This window comes from Paraburkholderia dinghuensis (assembly GCF_003837865.1).
Classification (GTDB): Bacteria; Pseudomonadota; Gammaproteobacteria; order Burkholderiales; family Burkholderiaceae; genus Paraburkholderia; species Paraburkholderia dinghuensis.
Map to the genome: position 1 here is coordinate 179952 of NZ_RQIS01000009.1, position 15723 is coordinate 195674.

At 62.6% G+C, this 15723-nt stretch carries 11 protein-coding genes and 3 pseudogenes; 13 read left to right on the top strand and 1 reads right to left on the bottom strand.

Annotated elements, in window-relative coordinates:
- The first annotated feature begins 175 nt into the window (after window positions 1–175).
- The 11 genes and pseudogenes from D1Y85_RS14220 to D1Y85_RS14270 all read left to right on the top strand — a co-directional run.
- Window positions 176–1174, top strand: coding sequence for an efflux RND transporter periplasmic adaptor subunit (locus D1Y85_RS14220; protein ID WP_221410288.1), 999 nt, complete (start codon window positions 176–178; stop codon window positions 1172–1174).
- Window positions 1171–4251 carry an efflux RND transporter permease subunit gene (locus D1Y85_RS14225; RefSeq protein ID WP_124151696.1) on the top strand — a complete coding sequence of 1027 codons (3081 nt, stop codon included), beginning with the start codon at window positions 1171–1173 and terminating at the stop codon, window positions 4249–4251. The genes D1Y85_RS14220 and D1Y85_RS14225 overlap by 4 nt, the downstream gene beginning before the upstream one ends.
- Before the next feature lie 42 nt (window positions 4252–4293).
- Window positions 4294–4821 carry a Na+/H+ antiporter subunit E gene (locus D1Y85_RS14230; RefSeq protein WP_124151697.1) on the top strand — a complete coding sequence of 176 codons (528 nt, stop codon included), beginning with the start codon at window positions 4294–4296 and terminating at the stop codon, window positions 4819–4821.
- Entirely contained in the window at window positions 4814–5098 is a 285-nt protein-coding gene (locus tag D1Y85_RS14235) for an MrpF/PhaF family protein (protein ID WP_124151698.1), read from the top strand. Before D1Y85_RS14230 ends, D1Y85_RS14235 begins: the two co-directional genes overlap by 8 nt.
- The gene (mnhG, locus tag D1Y85_RS14240; protein WP_124151699.1) at window positions 5095–5388 is read left to right on the top strand and encodes a monovalent cation/H(+) antiporter subunit G; all 294 of its coding nucleotides are present in this window, start codon (window positions 5095–5097) and stop codon (window positions 5386–5388) included. The genes D1Y85_RS14235 and mnhG overlap by 4 nt, the downstream gene beginning before the upstream one ends.
- Window positions 5385–6329: a hydrogenase subunit MbhD domain-containing protein gene (locus D1Y85_RS14245; protein ID WP_124151700.1), complete on the top strand. Its 945-nt coding sequence runs from the start codon at window positions 5385–5387 to the stop codon at window positions 6327–6329. Before mnhG ends, D1Y85_RS14245 begins: the two co-directional genes overlap by 4 nt.
- A complete protein-coding gene (locus D1Y85_RS14250) occupies window positions 6326–6676 on the top strand; it encodes a sodium:proton antiporter (RefSeq protein ID WP_124151701.1) in 351 nt (116 codons plus the stop codon). The genes D1Y85_RS14245 and D1Y85_RS14250 overlap by 4 nt, the downstream gene beginning before the upstream one ends.
- A complete protein-coding gene (locus D1Y85_RS14255; protein ID WP_221410289.1) occupies window positions 6673–8190 on the top strand; it encodes a complex I subunit 5 family protein in 1518 nt (505 codons plus the stop codon). Before D1Y85_RS14250 ends, D1Y85_RS14255 begins: the two co-directional genes overlap by 4 nt.
- Entirely contained in the window at window positions 8187–9821 is a 1635-nt protein-coding gene (locus tag D1Y85_RS14260; RefSeq protein WP_124151702.1) for a complex I subunit 5 family protein, read from the top strand. The genes D1Y85_RS14255 and D1Y85_RS14260 overlap by 4 nt, the downstream gene beginning before the upstream one ends.
- Before the next feature lie 72 nt (window positions 9822–9893).
- Window positions 9894–11336 carry an efflux transporter outer membrane subunit gene (locus D1Y85_RS14265; protein WP_124151703.1) on the top strand — a complete coding sequence of 481 codons (1443 nt, stop codon included), beginning with the start codon at window positions 9894–9896 and terminating at the stop codon, window positions 11334–11336.
- 205 nt (window positions 11337–11541) lie between these two features.
- Window positions 11542–11904: pseudogene (locus D1Y85_RS14270) on the top strand (acyl-CoA dehydrogenase family protein); the annotation flags it as partial.
- A gap of 13 nt (window positions 11905–11917) precedes the next feature.
- Here the strand turns inward: D1Y85_RS14270 and D1Y85_RS28090 are convergent.
- Window positions 11918–12376: pseudogene (locus D1Y85_RS28090) on the bottom strand (SOS response-associated peptidase family protein); the annotation flags it as partial.
- 146 nt (window positions 12377–12522) lie between these two features.
- Here D1Y85_RS28090 and D1Y85_RS14280 point away from each other — a divergent pair.
- A pseudogene (locus D1Y85_RS14280) lies at window positions 12523–12660 on the top strand (DUF932 domain-containing protein); the annotation flags it as partial.
- A gap of 295 nt (window positions 12661–12955) precedes the next feature.
- Window positions 12956–15688: a type VI secretion system Vgr family protein gene (locus D1Y85_RS14285; RefSeq protein WP_124151704.1), complete on the top strand. Its 2733-nt coding sequence runs from the start codon at window positions 12956–12958 to the stop codon at window positions 15686–15688.
- Window positions 15689–15723 lie beyond the last annotated feature (35 nt).

Here is a 15723-nt window from a genome sequence, read left to right on the forward strand (position 1 = left end):
GAAGCTTTCGCCGCAGGTTCGGCGAATGGAAGCCTGTTCAGGAATCCAGAGGAAAGTTCCAGTGTTTGCTAACCACGAAACGGGACGAGCTTTTTCTCTCTCTTTGATCGTGACGCTGTGTGCGTTGGCGGCAGGCACACTGCTGGCGGGCTGTCGTAAGGGCGAGGAGGCCCCAGTGACCGAAGTCCGCCCCGTACGCGTTGTGACGATAGAAAAGCAGGCGGCGGGGACAACCATCGCTTTGACCGGCAGGCTGCAGGCACAGGCCGAGATCAATCAATCGTTCCGTATCGACGGAAGAATGATTTCCCGTAATGTCGACGTCGGGGACCGGGTCACGGCGGGCCAGGTGCTGGCACGGCTCGACCGGATGAACGAAGAGAGCAACCTGCAGTCCGCCCGGGCCCAGTTGGCCGCCGCTCAGGCTCAGGCCCTCGAGGCGAACACCATGTTCAACCGCATGCGCAATCTGCTGGCGGAGCGTGCCGTGTCGCGTGCTTCTTTCGAGCAGGCCGAAGCGATGGCAAGGATCACGCAGTCGCAGGTCGAATCCGCGCAATCGTTGGTCAATATTGCGCAGAACCGGCTGAGCTATACCGATCTGGTTTCGGACGTCGCTGGCGTGGTGACGGCGCGTGGTGCCGAGCCGGGCGAGGTCATTGGGGCGGGCCGTATGATCGTGCAGATCGCACGCGAAGGGGCGATGGACGCCGTTTTCGACGTGCCCGCGGCGATCAAGGACATCGCGCCGGGGAATCCCGACATTGTCGTTGCGCTGGCCGGCAATCCGACGATTACCGCCACCGGCAAGGTTCGCGAAGTGTCGCCCCGCGCCGATCCGGTTACGGGGACGTTTGCGGTCAGGGTTCGGGTGCTCAATCCTCCGGCGACCATGCGCCTCGGCAGTACGGTGATCGGTCAGATGAAACTCCAGCGCCCGCCGGCCATCGAGATACCTTCCAGTGCCCTGATCCAGCCTGGCCAGACATCGTCGGTCTGGGTGGTCGATACGAAGACCGGAACGGTATCGGTGCGAGACGTGGAGCTTCAAGCCTACGCCGAGGACCGCGTGCAGGTATCGCGCGGTTTGGCCCCTGGCGACGTGGTCGTGACTGCCGGCGCGCAGGCATTGCGACCGGGACAGAAGATCAACTGGACCGAGGCACCGAGGTGATTGGCCCGAATCTATCGGAGTGGGCGCTTTCGAAGCGCCCACTCGTCGTGTTCCTGATGATCGGCGCACTTGTCGCGGGAACCTTGTCGTTTATCCGGTTAGGGCGTGCCGAAGATCCGGTCTTCACCATCCGCACCATGGTGGTGTCGGCGGTATGGCCGGGTGCCACGATCGACGACACGCTTTCCCAGCTAACCGAACGGCTCGAGCGCACCTTGCAGGAGACTCGCCACGTCGACCGCATACGCAGCTTTACGACGGCGGGGCAAACAACGATCTTTGTCGATCTTCTGCAGTCGACGCCACCTTCCGAAGTCCCCGATACCTGGTATCAGGTTCGCAAGAACGTTGGCGATATGCAGCAATCGCTGCCGGCGGGGACGATTGGGCCGTTCTTCAATGACGACTTCGGCAACACCTACGGCATCATCTACGCGTTCACGGCGGACGGCTACAGCATGCGCGAGTTGCGCGATCACGTCGAAGCGATTCGCTCACGTTTGCTGCTGGTGCCGGACGTATCGAAGATCGAGGTCCTCGGCGCGCAGGACGAACAGATCTACATCGAGTTCTCGACCAGCCGTCTCGCCGGGCTGCGTCTGGACTACCCGACCATCGTTGGCGCATTGACCGCGCAAAACGTCATCAGGCCGGCCGGCGTGCTGCAAACCGGGCAGGAGCGGGTGTTCTTCAGGGTGAGTGGTGCTTTTGATTCCGAACGCGACATCGAAGATGTGAATCTGGTATTGGGAGGCCGCATCGTTCGCCTCGGCGATATCGCGACGGTGAGACGCGGTTTCTCGGACCCGCCGCAACCGATGTTCCGTGTCAACGGCAAGCCGGCGATCGGTCTTGCGATCGCCATGCGCGATTCGGGCGACATTCTGGCGCTTGGCCGCAACCTGAAGGCCGAGATGGCCGACATCACGGCGAACCTGCCCGTGGGCATCGAGCCATCCCTGGTCGCCAATCAGGCCGATACCGTCGATATCGCAATCAACGATTTCATGGCCTCCCTCTGGCAGGCCATTGCGATTATCCTGGTGTGCAGCTTCGTGAGTCTCGGCGTACGGCCGGGGATGGTGGTGGCGCTGTCGATCCCCCTGACGCTGGCTATCGTCTTTGCGATCATGGACCTCGTGCACATCGACCTGCACCGGGTTTCGCTGGGTGCGCTGATCATCGCGTTGACGCTGTTGGTCGACGACGCCATGACGACGGTCGACGCCATGATCAACCGCCTTGCCGCCGGCGACAGCAAGGACCAGGCGGCGACTTTCGCTTACCGTACGCTGGCCGCGCCGATGCTCGTCGGCACGCTCGTCACGATTTCCAGTTTCGTGCCGATTGGCTTCGCGAGGAGTTCGGCCGGCGAATACACGTTCTCGATCTTCGCCGTGGTCGCGATCGCGCTGCTCGTGTCGTGGTTTGGCGCGGTGGTTTTCTCGCCGCTCATGGGTCAAGCCATTCTGAAGGCACCCAAGGCAAGCAAGGAGCCGCCGAAGCCCGGCAAGGTGATCACGGCCTATGGCCGGTTCCTGCGCGCGGCGCTGCGGTTGAGGTGGCTGACGATTGCCGTCACGCTGGCGGCGTTCGTGGTGTCGATCTTGTTGCTTCGGTTCGTGCCTCAGCAGTTCTTTCCTGCGTCCGATCGGTCCGAACTGACCGTGGACCTGACGTTGCGCCAGAACGCATCGATCCATGCCACCGAGGCGCAGGTCCAGCAGATCGAAGCCATTTTGAAGAGCGATCCCGATGTCGATCACTTCAGCAGTTATGTGGGTCGCGGCGCCATTCGCTTCATTCTTACGCTGAATGTCCAACTGCCCAATCCGTTTTTCGCGCAGATCATCGTGGTCGCCCGGAATGTGGCGGCACGCGACCGGCTTCAACTGAAGCTGGAGAAGATACTGAGCGAACGGTTTCCCGGCATGATTGCTCGCGTGTCGCCGCTGGAACTCGGGCCGCCAGTGGGGTGGCCGCTTCAGTATCGCGTGTCGGGTCCCGATCCGGCGCATGTGCGTGGCATCGCGCTCGATCTTGCAGGTATCGTCGGTTCCGACGAGCGGAGTCGCGACGTCAACTTCGACTGGATGGAGCCGGCCCGGCAGATCCGGATTCACATCAACCAGGATGAAGCGCGTCAGCTCGGCGTCAGCACGGCTGCGCTCGCGAGCGTCATGAACACGATCATCACCGGTACGCCGATCACGCAGATCCGTGACGACATCTACCTGGTCAATGTCGTAGCGCGGGCTGCGCAAGAGAAGCCCCTTAACGTACAGACACTGGGCACGTTGCAGGTGCCGACGCCGAGCGGCCGAATGGTTCCGCTCAGCCAGTTCGCGACGTTTGCCGAGGACCAGGAGTCACCGCTGATATGGCGGCGCAACCGCGTACCGACACTCACTGTGCGCGCGGACGTGGTGCATGGCGTGCTTCCCGACGAAGTCGTCGCGAAACTCGCGCCGAAGATCGCCGGGTTCAAGGCGAAGCTGCCCAAGGGCTACAAGATAGAGACCGGTGGACTGTACGAGGAAAGTTCGGCGTCGCAAGCATCGGTGTTTGCCGTCGTGCCCGTCATGATCGTGCTGATGTTGACGAGCATGATGGTGCTGCTGGTGAGCTTCAAACGGTTGGCGATGGTGGTCTCGGTGATGCCATTGGGGCTGATCGGCGTCGTGCTGGCGCTGCTGGTTTCGAACCGGCCGCTCGGCTTCGTCGCGATTCTGGGCATTCTCGCGTTGATCGGCATGATCGCGAAGAACGGCCTGATCCTGATCGTGCAGATCGACACCAATCGCCGTGAGGGCATGGGTGTGCTCGAGGCCGTTGTCGCCTCAGGCACCTCGCGCATACGGCCGATGATGCTGACTTCGATCTCGACCGTGCTCGGACTGATCCCGATCGCGCCGACCGTGTTCTGGGGTGCGATGGCCTTCGCGATCATGGGTGGACTGCTGGTGGCGACGTTGTTGACGCTGGTGTTTCTGCCGGCGCTGTACATGGTGGTATTCGGCAAGGGTGATCGACCGGCGTTGCAGGTTTCCGGTACGGCTGGCGGGCCGACGACGTAAGCGCGGTCGCCGGGTATTCGATAGAGGAGGCGTGCGTCTTTCATGTGGACAACATCGCTCCGGGCGTTCCTGCTCTTGATGCGTTTGCGATGGCGCATCGTGCTGTCCCGCGCGCTGTGCTTTCTGACGCTCTGGATCATCCTGATGCCAAGTGTGAAGCCAGCCGATCTCGCCTGCGGCCTGATCGCGACCATCGTCGCGACGCATATGAGCCTGCGTCTTCTTCCGCCCGCCGCAGGACAGTTGCGCCTTGGCGCGTTGCTGATATTTGCGCCGCATTTCCTCGCACAGTCGCTGCTGGCGGGAATCGACGTGGCACGACGTGCGTTGCATCCGCGCCTGCCTTTGCGGCCGGGCACCGTCGTCTATCGAACCGGTTTTCCGCCGGGAATGGCGCGCAATGTGTTTGCCATCATCACCAGTCTCTTGCCGGGTTCCCTTCCGGTTGACGAAACCGGGGATGGGCTCGTTTACCACTGCCTGGACGTCGGGCAGCCGATTGCCGAACAGATGGCGGACGAAGAGCGGCGCCTGACCGGCGCATTGACCAGTGGGGAGCGAGATGGCTGACGTGCTGATAGCCGTGTCCGGCGTGGTGCTGTTGATGGTCGCCGTGGGGTTGTTGAGCGTACTGCGTGGTCCAACGCGAGCCGACCGCATGATGGCCGCCCAGCTGTTCGGTACGGGCGGCATCGCGGTCCTGCTGCTGGTAGGCACCGCGAGTGGCGTGGACGCTGTTGTCGATGTCGCGTTGACGCTGGCCTTGCTCGCGGCGTTCGCGTCGGTTGCCTTCGTCAAGTCCGACCGGCCGATAGAAGGCGTGACGCAGAACGAGGATCGGAAATGAAAACCTTCGCCGATGTCTTCACGATCGTGGCCATGCTTGCCGGCATTTTCTTCCTGGTGGCGGGCACGGTCGGGTTGTTGCGGTTTCCGGATACCTATACGCGGCTGCATGCGCTAACCAAGGCCGACAATCTCGGGCTTGGCATGGTGGTGTTGGGGCTGTTGCCGCAGGCCGGTCACGTCACGGTCGCCCTGAAGCTGATCGTGGTCTGGCTGCTGGTACTGCTGACGTCGTCCGAGGTGTCGCAGCTCATCGCGCGCGCCGCGCGCAGACAGGAGACACGTCCGTGACTTTCGCAATCTCGGTTGGCATCGGCATCCTGTTGCTCGTGCTCGCGACATGGACCGTTGTCGTGCGCGACACGTTCGCCGCGGTAGCCGGGTTCATTCCTTATGGCTTGCTGCTTACGCTGGCCTGGCTGGTGCTTCATGCAGTCGACGTCGCGTTGACCGAAGCGGCCATCGGTGCAGGCTTGACCGGTGCGTTGCTGATCGACGCGGCGCCTCGTCTGCACCCGACGGAAGCGGCGGCCCGGGCCGAAGCGCCAGGCCTCGCGATGCGTGTTGCGGCGGCCGCCGCCGCCACGGCCGTCGCCGTTGTCATCGCCGCGTGCCTGCTGCACCTGCCGGAACCGGCTCCGACGCTGGCGCCCGAAGTGGCGCGGCACATCGGATCGATCGGTGTCGGTAACCCGATCACTGCGGTCCTGATGTCGTTTCGCGCAATCGATACGTTGCTCGAAGCGATCGCGCTGCTGTTCGGCGTGATCGGTATCTGGTCGCTGTCGCCGGACAACTGCTGGGGCGGCAGGCCACGGCCCGCGCAGGTGGTCGGCCCCAACGACATTCTGGTGTATCTGGCGCGCGTCTTGCCGCCCGTTGGCGTCGTGATCGGCATCTACATTTTCTGGGTCGGCGCCGATCATCCGGGCGGCAAATTCCAGGGCGCCACGGTGATCGCGGCGATGTGGCTGCTCGTCATGATGTCCGGTCTGCGCGATGCGCCTGCGATCAGCCGACGCCGGCTGCGCGTCGTGCTGATCGCCGGGCCGGCAGTCTTCATCGCGATTGGCCTCTTCGGTACGGTCATGGCGGGTGCATTTCTCGCGTATCCGGAAGGTTGGGCGAAACCGTGGATCATCATCATCGAAGCCGCGCTGCTGCCATCGCTCGCCGTAACCCTGGTACTCCTGCTGATCGGGCCGCCCCAACGACCGGAGGTTCGCGCATGAACGCATCCCAGTTGTTCGCCTTGACCGCCGCCGCTCTGGTGGGTCTTGGCCTGTATGGCCTGATCGTCAACCCGCAGCCTTTGCGCAAGGTGCTTGCGTTTAACCTCACAGGCAACGGCGTTTTCCTGGCTTGTGGCGTCATCGCGCAACGAGGAGCGGCTGCCGGCATGCCCGGCGATCCGGTGCCGCAGGCGCTGTTGATCACGGCGATCGTCGTGTCGTTCGCCGCTTCCGCGTTGGCGGTCGCGCTCATACTGCGCTGGTTTGCGCAAACCGGCTCGATTTCCCTGTCCGGCGACGGTGATGCCGCGTCCGGGCAAGATGCCGCCGGTGTGGAGGCCAGGTGAGTGTGCTCGCGCTTACTGAGCAAACCACACCAGGCGGCCTGCTATTGGTGTTCGCTGTGTTGTTGCCCGTTGCTGGCATGCTGGCCGGGTTGACCTTCGGTGGTCGCCATGCACAACGCGCATCGTGGGTGACGATCGTCTGCGGTTTTGGCGTCGTGCTGGCGATAGCGCGAAGGCTGCTCGGGTCGGGCGACGCATTGCGGTATCGGCTCGGTGGCTGGTCTCCGCCGCTGGGTGTCATGCTTCGCGCAGACGGATTGTCGGTCTGCATGATGCTGGTGGTCGCCGTGGTGATCGGCGCGGTGGCGATCTACGCCAACGGCGATTTCGGCACACCGGCCGGCAAGACCGAGACGCGCGGTCCGCTCGCCTTCTGGCTGTTGCTGATGGCGGTCTGGGGGGCGCTCAATCTGGTGTTCGTCAGTGGCGACATCTTTACGCTTTACGTCGCGCTCGAACTGCTGACATTCGCCGGTGTTCCCCTCGTGTCACTCGATGGACGGGCTGAAACATTGCAGTCAGCGTTGCGTTATCTGCTATTCGCGTTGATCGGTTCGATGCTCTATTTGCTGGGCGTATTTCTGCTCTATGGCGCTTATGGCTCCCTGGACATGGCGTTGCTGGCCATGCGCATCAATGCGCAGCCAGTTGCCTTTGCTGCGGTGGCGTTGACGACAGCCGGCATGCTCGCCAAAACCGCACTGTTTCCGCTGCACCTGTGGTTGCCGCCCGCGCACGCCGGTGCGCCCGCCGCCGCGAGCGCGCTCCTTTCGGCGCTGGTCATCAAAGGATCGTGGTTTGTCGTCGTGCGGCTGTGGGTCGATGTATTCGCCGGCATCGTGAGTGGTCCCTTCGAACAACTGCTTGCCGGCCTCGGCGCGATGGCTATCGTAGTCGGCAATGTGGTGGCGCTGCGCCAGGCGCGACTGAAGCTTTTGATCGCTTACTCGACGGTGGCCCAGATCGGCTATCTGTTCCTGATGTTTCCGCTCGCCGCCGCTCAGCACGATAGCGCGCAGGCCGTTACGGGCGGTGTGTTGCAGGCCGTCTCACACGCTACCGCCAAGGCTGCCATGTTTCTCGCGGCGGGACTGATCTATGGCACGCTCGGTCATGACCGCATGGCCGACCTGCGTGGCGCAGGGCAGGCCTTGCCGATGACAGTGACGGCCTTCGCGCTGGCCGGCGCCGCGCTGATCGGCTTGCCGCCGTCGGGGGGCTTTCTGGCGAAATGGCTGCTGCTATCGAGCGCGTTGTCGACGGGACAATGGTGGTGGGCGCTGGTGATGCTGCTCGGTGGTTTGCTCACCAGCGTCTACGTATTCATGGTGGTAGTGCGCGCAATGGAGCGCGCCGCCCCCGGCTGGTCGCCAAAAAAACAGGTGCCCCGTTATCAGCAGATGGCGGTGCTGGGACTTGCGTTGTGTTCTTTCCTGCTTGGATTGGCGGTGCTGCTGCCGGTCAACGTCGCGCAGATTGGCCGCACCGCGATGCCGATAACGGGGATGCCATGAATACCGCACAGTTTCTGATGGCCGCGGCCGTTGGCTTGCCGTTGCTGATGTTGCTGGCTTGTGCGTCGGCGCGTCTGCGCCAACGGTTGCCTTCATGGTTCGCGCTTGCTCCAATGCCGGCGTTGGCGACGGCGATCGGCGCGCGCGGGGGCGATCCGCTGGTGCTTGGCGAGAGCCGTTTCGCCTTGCATTTCGCACTCGATTTACCGGGCTCGTTGTTGCTCGGCACGGCGGCGCTGTTGTGGATTTTCGGCGGGATTTTCGCCTTCCACTATCTGCGGGGCCGCAAGAATATCGATGGTTTTGTCGTCTGCTGGTTCATGGCCATGACCGGCTGCATGGGCGTATTTCTGGCAGCGGATCTGATTGGGTTCTATCTTCTGCTCGCGGTCTTGAGCGTCGGCGCGAGCGGATTGGTGCTCCAGGGCGCTGGCCCCGATGCGCGCTATGCGGGCGCGCTCTATCTTGGCGTCGCGTTGCTCGCCGAGGCGTTCCTGCTTGCGGGCCTGATCCTGCTGGCGCAGGCCACGCCAGGAGGCAGCCTGCTGATACGCGATGCAGCGGCTGCCTTGCCGCATTCGTCCTCGCGCGAGATGACGCTGCTGTTGCTGCTGGTTGGCCTCGGCATGAAGGCCGGGCTCGTGCCGATGCATTTCTGGATGCCGTACGCCTATGGAGCAGCGCCGACTCCCGCGGCTGCCGTGCTGAGCGGCGCGGTGGTCAAAGCCAGCGTCATTGCATTGCTGCGCTTGCTGCCATTCGACAACGCGTGGCCGCACATCGGCATCCCACTCGCGGCGCTGGGTATGTTCGGCGCGTTTTACGGCGTGGCGATTGGCATCACCCAATCGACGCCGAAGATCGTCCTCGCGTACTCGAGCGTCAGCCAGATGGGCTTTCTGATTGCGGTGATCGGCATGGGTCTGGCGGCTGGCGATCCCGGCACCGCAGCCGCGGCGGCCTACTATGCCGCACACCATCTGCTGGTAAAAGGCACGCTATTTCTGACCGTGGGCGCGGTCGCTATGTCGGGAGCCGGCTCATTGCGGCTCGTGCGGGTGCCCACGGCTCTCATTGCCCTCGGACTCGGTGGATTGCCGCTCACGGGCGGAGCACTGGCGAAATACGCGACCAAGGAGTTACTGGGTGGTGGCCTGGCAGGATCGATGGCGGTGGCGTCTTCAGCCGCGACAACGTTGCTGATGCTTCATTTCATGCGCCGCCTGAACGCAATGCCGAATACCGATTCCGATGCACGCACTCCGGTACCGCTCACAGGTGCATGGCTGGCGATGGTGTTGGCTTCGCTGGTCGCACCATGGGTGCTGTATCTGGACATCCCGGTGGGCACGCTATCCGGGGCACTCGCGCCTGCAGCGTTATGGTCCGCGCTCTGGCCAGTTATTGCGGGCGTGGCGCTCTTCATCGGCTGGAATCGATGGGGCGCGTCGATGCCCTCCGTGCCAGCGGGAGACGTGGGTAGCCTCCTGCACGGACTGCACCGAGTCTGGCGGGAGGCAGGGCACGTCACGGGGCTCGCCGATGCGCTCGTACGTCGATGGTCCGTGTCATGTCTGACCCTGCTGTTGGCGGTGTTGCTGTTCGGCGGTCTGCTGATGGTGGCGGGCTGAGGTGCGCGACGCAAAGATCGCGCTGACTGTCGTGCAAAGCGGATACAGCCGTTGGAGAACATGGAGTACGTCATGAGAACGCTGACGCTTGCGACACTTGCCGCCGCGACCGTTTGCCTTGCCGGCTGCATGACGGTGGGACCGGATTACCATCGCCCCGACGTGCAGGTGCCGGCAACGTGGCGAATCGATATGCATGAGGCAGAAGAGGTCGTCAATACGGCATGGTGGGAGCAGTTCGACGATCCGGTGTTGAACGACCTGATTCAAACGGCACTACGCGAAAATCTCGACGTGCGTATCGCAGCGGCGCGCGTCGATCAATTCATCGGCGTGCTGCGTGCTGCGCGTTCACAGGGCCTGCCGCAGATCAACTATGGCGCTAACGTGAGCCGCAATCGCACCAGCCAGGTCGGAATGCCACCACTGCCGCCCACGCTCGATCCTGTATTCGATCTCTATCAGGGAGTGTTGTCCGCGTCGTGGCAAATCGATCTGTTCGGCCGGGTAAGACGCCTGACCGAAGCCGCGCAGGCGCAGGTCTATGCAAGCGTTCAGGCGCAGCGAGGCGTCGTGCTGTCGCTGGTGACCGGCGTGGCAACGAGCTACATTACGTTGCGCGGACTCGACCGGCAACTCGAGATCGCGCAGGCCACCGCCAACAATTTCGGCGAAACACTGCGCATCTTCGAGTTGCGCGAAAGGGATGGCCTCGTGTCCGAAACGGAGCTTTCGCAGGTGCGCTCGCAGTACAAGCTGGCGCAATCCACGATACCTGTCATCGAACAGCAGATTGCCATCGTGGAAAACGGCATGTCGGTTCTACTGGGGCGTAATCCCGGGCCGATACCGCGAGGCAAATCGGTCAGCGAACTGGTGCTTCCCCTCGTTCCGGCGGATCTACCTTCGACGTTACTGGAGCGGCGCCCCGACATCCTGCAGGCCGAACAGAACCTGATCGCCGCCAACGCGAATGTCGGCGCTACGCGCGCGCTCTACTATCCCAGCATTTCGCTGACCGGCGCACTGGGCTCCATCAGCACCGCCTTCGGTGATTTTCTTTCCGGACCGGCACAGGCGTGGTCGCTCGCGGCTGGTGTTGCCGGGCCGATATTCACGTCAGGCGCTATTGGCGGCCAGGTGCAGTCGGCTGAGGCGCAAAAGCGGCAGGCAGAACTGATCTATGTGCAGAGCGTGCTGGGTGCGTTCAACGACACCAACAATGCACTGATCAGCTCACAGAAAACCATCGAGCAGACTGCTCTTCAGCAGGAGCGCGTCAATGCGCTGCGTGAATATGCGAGGCTGTCCAGTCTTAAGTACGAAGACGGGTTGATTGGCTATCTCGAAGTGCTGGTGTCCGAAAACGATCTGTTCTCAGCCGAACTTTCGCTCGCGAACTTGCAGGCCTCGCGTTATAACCAGGTGATCAGCGTGTATCAGGCGATGGGCGGAGGGTGGGTGGATATCGCCGCTTCGCTTGCGCCAGTGTCGCGGATCGACGAGCGAAAGTGAGCTTCGGGCTGTCCGTTGGCTGCAGCGACGATCGTGGGCGCCATATGATCGCATTCGACCGGATCGGCGCGAAATGACCGAAGACTCCGGATGAAATATTTTTGAGGTCGTTGGATGAAGAGTGGAATATCGGCGGATACAAGGCCGATTCAACCGGATATAGGTTTCGACATGAAAAGCGGCATGCCGCCACGATAGCGGCGGACGCAGCCCGTTCGCGCGCTTCGTGCTCGTCGAGGAACTGCTCGCGGCTGGCGCGCCCGTCTCGGCGCACTGGATCGCCGACCGCCAGAGCGGCCCGCTCATAGCGCGCTACGGCACGCCCGAACAGAAAGCGTTCTACCTGCCGCGCATCTGCAAGGCCGACGCATTCTTCTGCATTGGCATGAGCGAGCCGAACGCGGGCTCCGACCTCGCGAGCGCGCGCACGCGCGCCGAGCTCACAGCCACCGGCTGGCGCCTCTCTGGCCGCAAGATCTGGACGACCAACGCGCCGCACTCGCACTACATGATCGCGCTCGTACGCACGTCGGGCGTACCGGGGGACCGGCATCGCGGGCTTTCACAATAAAGGTCACCATCGTGACAGCGGTCACGGGCCCGTGAGGTGTCTCGTAGCGCTTCCGGAGACCCGCCACGGCGAACGGCGCGCCATCAGCGAGGCCACACCGGTACCAGACGTTCGTCACGGTCTCCCAGTTCGGCTCGACCACATACGCCGCCGGGATCAGGCAGCGTTGCCCCGCGCGCCACGCGCCCGCGTAGATGCGTTTCGCGCCGACTTCCTCTGCGCGCGCACTAAACGTCGAAACCGGCTGCATTTTCTTTCCGCCGTCGTGGTGCCGCTCGGGCTGCAGGAACTTCGGCCAGAAACCGCAGGTCCCCATCACCGCCTGGGCGCCGTCGCCTTCTGGCAGAAGCGCGGGCGCGGCGTAGTCCGGCCATATGTCAGGTCGGTACGAATCAGGCAGGCCCGGGTCGAAGCTCAGACCGGTCTGGCGCGTGAGCCGCTCCAGATCGGCGCGCGGGGAGCCTGCGATGAATCACTTCCCGAAACAGTCTCCCGGATCTCCTGCACGATGTCCGGGTATCGATTGTGGATCGTTGCCGGCGAAAGGCTGGCTTCTTCCGCCACGGCGGATATGCTGGGGCGTCGGCCTCGGTCGACGAACTTCGTTCTACTACGCTGTCCGTTGTGTCGACGCGCTATCAGGTCGTACAGCCACGAGAGATCCTCGAATTCTATCGGGACCTGGCCGAAGTCGGCGGCTTCGAGCTGGAATGGGCGGGCGTGCTCAAGGATGGCCTAAAGCTGTGGGCGCTCCGACCGGGATTAATCTAACCAGCATGAAATCTGTTAATTCGTGTCACAAGGTTGACTTGAAACTGAACACGGTTGATATGATCAAACGATATTTTCCTTCTTTCGTGTCCGTGTGCTCGCCGGAAACGGCCTATCTGTATTTCATCAAGCGTGTGGCATGGCTTGGGCGCGTGCCAGCGTCATCGTGAAACCTCGTATCCGGAATCGACATAGCCGGTAATCAGTCGACTGCCGGGTCGCGAAAAATCCTCTGTCACTCACGACAATAAACACGTTAAAAGTAACTGGGGTGGAAATGAATGAGCAGGATATTCTGATAGCCATTCAAGGCGGACTGATCCAGCAGGACCGTTTGCTGAAACTGGACACGCCGCTCGGGAGCAATGTGCTGTTACCGCAACGGGCGGTGGGCTGGTCGCGAATCGGGCGGCATTTCGAGTTCACGCTCGACGTCCAGTCAACAAACGGCAATATCAGGCTTAAAAAACTGATTGGTCAGCCGGTAACCCTGTGGCTTCAGCAGGTGGACAAATCCTGTCGCCCCTTTCACGGCTATGTATTTGCCGTGCGGCGACTGGGATCAGATGGCGGATTAACCAGTTATTCGATCCGTTTTGCATCGTGGATGAATTTCCTCAAATTCCGCCGCGACCAGCGTATCTGGCAGGACAAGCCCGCCGATGTCATCCTCACCGATGTGTTCAATGCGCACTCCCAGGCGAAAGGCCAGTTCCGGTTCAAACTCTCGAAGCCGTTACCGCCGAGGTCTTATTGCACGCAATATGAAGACGACTGGAATTTTGCTCACCGGCTGATCGAAGAGGAAGGACTGTTCGGCTTCTGGACACAGGGCGAGGACGGCAAGTCGCATACGCTGACGATTACGGACCGGCTCGACACGTGTGAGCCGCTCGCCCCACAGACGGTGCAGTTTTCCCGCTACGATACGAACAGTGAACTGGACGCGCTGGTTCACTGGTCGAGCGAACGCACCCTGCACAGTGCGTTGCTGACAACCCGCACAGCGGACTACAAAAGCCCGTCGGCGCTCGCCAACCCGAAAGGCACCAGCATTCCCACGGTGTCGCACGAATTGCCGGACGAGCTGGAAGTCTACGAATATACGGGACCCTACAGTTACCTGAAGCAGGAACGCGGCGAGCACCTGTCGAAGATCCGCATGGAGCAATGGGAGTCGGAGGCGAAGCGGTTTTACGGTGTCGGCGGTGTGCGCGGCATCGACGCCGGCCGCTGGTTCGAACTCACCGGGCATCCCGAGCACGACCCCGACGCTGCCAACAGACGGCAGTTTGCGATCATCGAGGCGGTGTGGCTGATCGAGAACAACATTCCGGTATCGAGCCACCATTCGAACTTCCCGCACAGCCTGGAAAGCCGGATAGCCCAGGCGCGTGAAAGCGCTCAGGACAGCCAGGCTTCCAGCGTGCCGCACGCGGACGGCTCGTGCGGTTTTTTCCGCGTCGAGATCGAGGTTCAGCGCAGGTCCGTCCCCTATCGCAGTCCGTTCGAACATCAGAAGCCCGTCATGCAGTTGCAGACGGTGACCATCGTGGGACCGCGCGGACAGGAGGTCTATACGGACGAACTGGGCCGCGTGAAGGTGCAGTTTCACTGGGATCGCATCGGCCAGCGCGATGACCGGAGTTCATGCTGGGTACGCGTCGCGCAGCCGTGGGCAAGCGGCGGCTTTGGCGGTATCCAGCTGCCGAGAATTGGCGACGAGGCGGTCGTATCGTTTCTCGAAGGCGATCCTGACAGACCGATCGTCACGGCGCGCGTGGGCAACGGCGCGAACCGGCCACAATGGAACCTGCCCGATCAGCACACGCTGTCGGGGTTCGTCAGCAAGGAAATCGGCGGCAGCCAGAACAACGTCTGGTTGAAGGACGACACCACCGGCCAGGTGCAGACGCAGATACGCAGCGATCACCTCGAATCGGGCCTGCATGCGGGCTATATCACGCGGGTAAGTGAGCCGTCCGGTCGCGGCGAGAAGCGCGGTGAAGGCGTGGAACTGCGCACCGACGGGAATGCGGCCGTGCGTGGCGCTCGCGGGTTGCTGCTGACGACTCATCCGCGCTCGGGGGCAACCGGTGACGCGTTCAGCGTCGATGAGGTGAACCTCCAGCTGGCGAACGCCCTGGATACCGCCGCGAGCCTCGCGCAGTCCGCGCAAACCGCAGGCGCACAGGATGGCGAACAGAAGGCAGTCGCCGGTACCCTGAAAGCGCAGGCGAAGGCCATCCAGGGCGGCGGTGCGCTGAAGCAGTTCGAGCAGCCACACCTGGTGCTGGCGAGTCCTGCTGGCGTCGCCACCAGCACGCCGGAGCAGATTCACCTGAGCAGCGGCAAGACCACCTCGGTCACGACCGGCGAGCACGTATCGGTCAGCACGGGCGGCGGCTTTTTTGCCAGCGCGCGCAGGGCGTTGCGCCTGTTCGTCGCCGAGGCGGGCATGCGGCTCATCGCTGCGGCAGGCGACGTCGACGTGAAGGCGCTAAAGGACAGTATCAATCTCCTCGCGAAGCTCAACGTTACGGTAACCGCGAACAAGATCACGATCAGCGCGCAGCAGGAAGTCGAGATCAATGGGGGTGGCAGTTATACCCGATGGACAGCCGGGCAGATCAAGCACGGTACGTCGGGCGGCTTCGAAGTGCATTCGGCAAACCGGACGTTCACCGGACCGGACAGTGTGAGTACGCCATCCATTCCTGCGTTGCCGCCGGAGAAGGGACAACTGCATTTCGCGCTCGGAGCGTTGCCGGGCGAAGCGCATCAGTTCGCCAGTGAACCCTATGACCTCTACAAGGGCGGCGCAAAGATCGGCGAAGGTGTAACGGACGAATTCGGACGTGCCGTAGTGAAGGATCATCAGCCCGGTACACCTGCGTATCAGGTCCGGCTTGCCAACGGCAGTCACTACGATCTGAACGTCAAGGATGCCCTTCAAGGCGATCCTGACCATGCCGACCAGCGGACCAATCGAGGCGAACGGCTGCCCTGATGCGATACATCCACACACACTGATGACAAGGACCT

Excerpts from the sequence above, each read along its gene's own strand:
- D1Y85_RS14265 (WP_124151703.1), top strand. The coding sequence starts at position 9,894 with ATGAGAACGCTGACGCTTGCGACACTTGCCGCCGCGACCGTTTGCCTT.
- D1Y85_RS14250 (WP_124151701.1), top strand. The coding sequence starts at position 6,326 with ATGAACGCATCCCAGTTGTTCGCCTTGACCGCCGCCGCTCTGGTGGGT.
- D1Y85_RS14285 (WP_124151704.1), top strand. The coding sequence starts at position 12,956 with ATGAATGAGCAGGATATTCTGATAGCCATTCAAGGCGGACTGATCCAG.
- D1Y85_RS14230 (WP_124151697.1), top strand. The coding sequence starts at position 4,294 with ATGTGGACAACATCGCTCCGGGCGTTCCTGCTCTTGATGCGTTTGCGA.
- mnhG (WP_124151699.1), top strand. The coding sequence starts at position 5,095 with ATGAAAACCTTCGCCGATGTCTTCACGATCGTGGCCATGCTTGCCGGC.
- D1Y85_RS14260 (WP_124151702.1), top strand. The coding sequence starts at position 8,187 with ATGAATACCGCACAGTTTCTGATGGCCGCGGCCGTTGGCTTGCCGTTG.
- D1Y85_RS14235 (WP_124151698.1), top strand. The coding sequence starts at position 4,814 with ATGGCTGACGTGCTGATAGCCGTGTCCGGCGTGGTGCTGTTGATGGTC.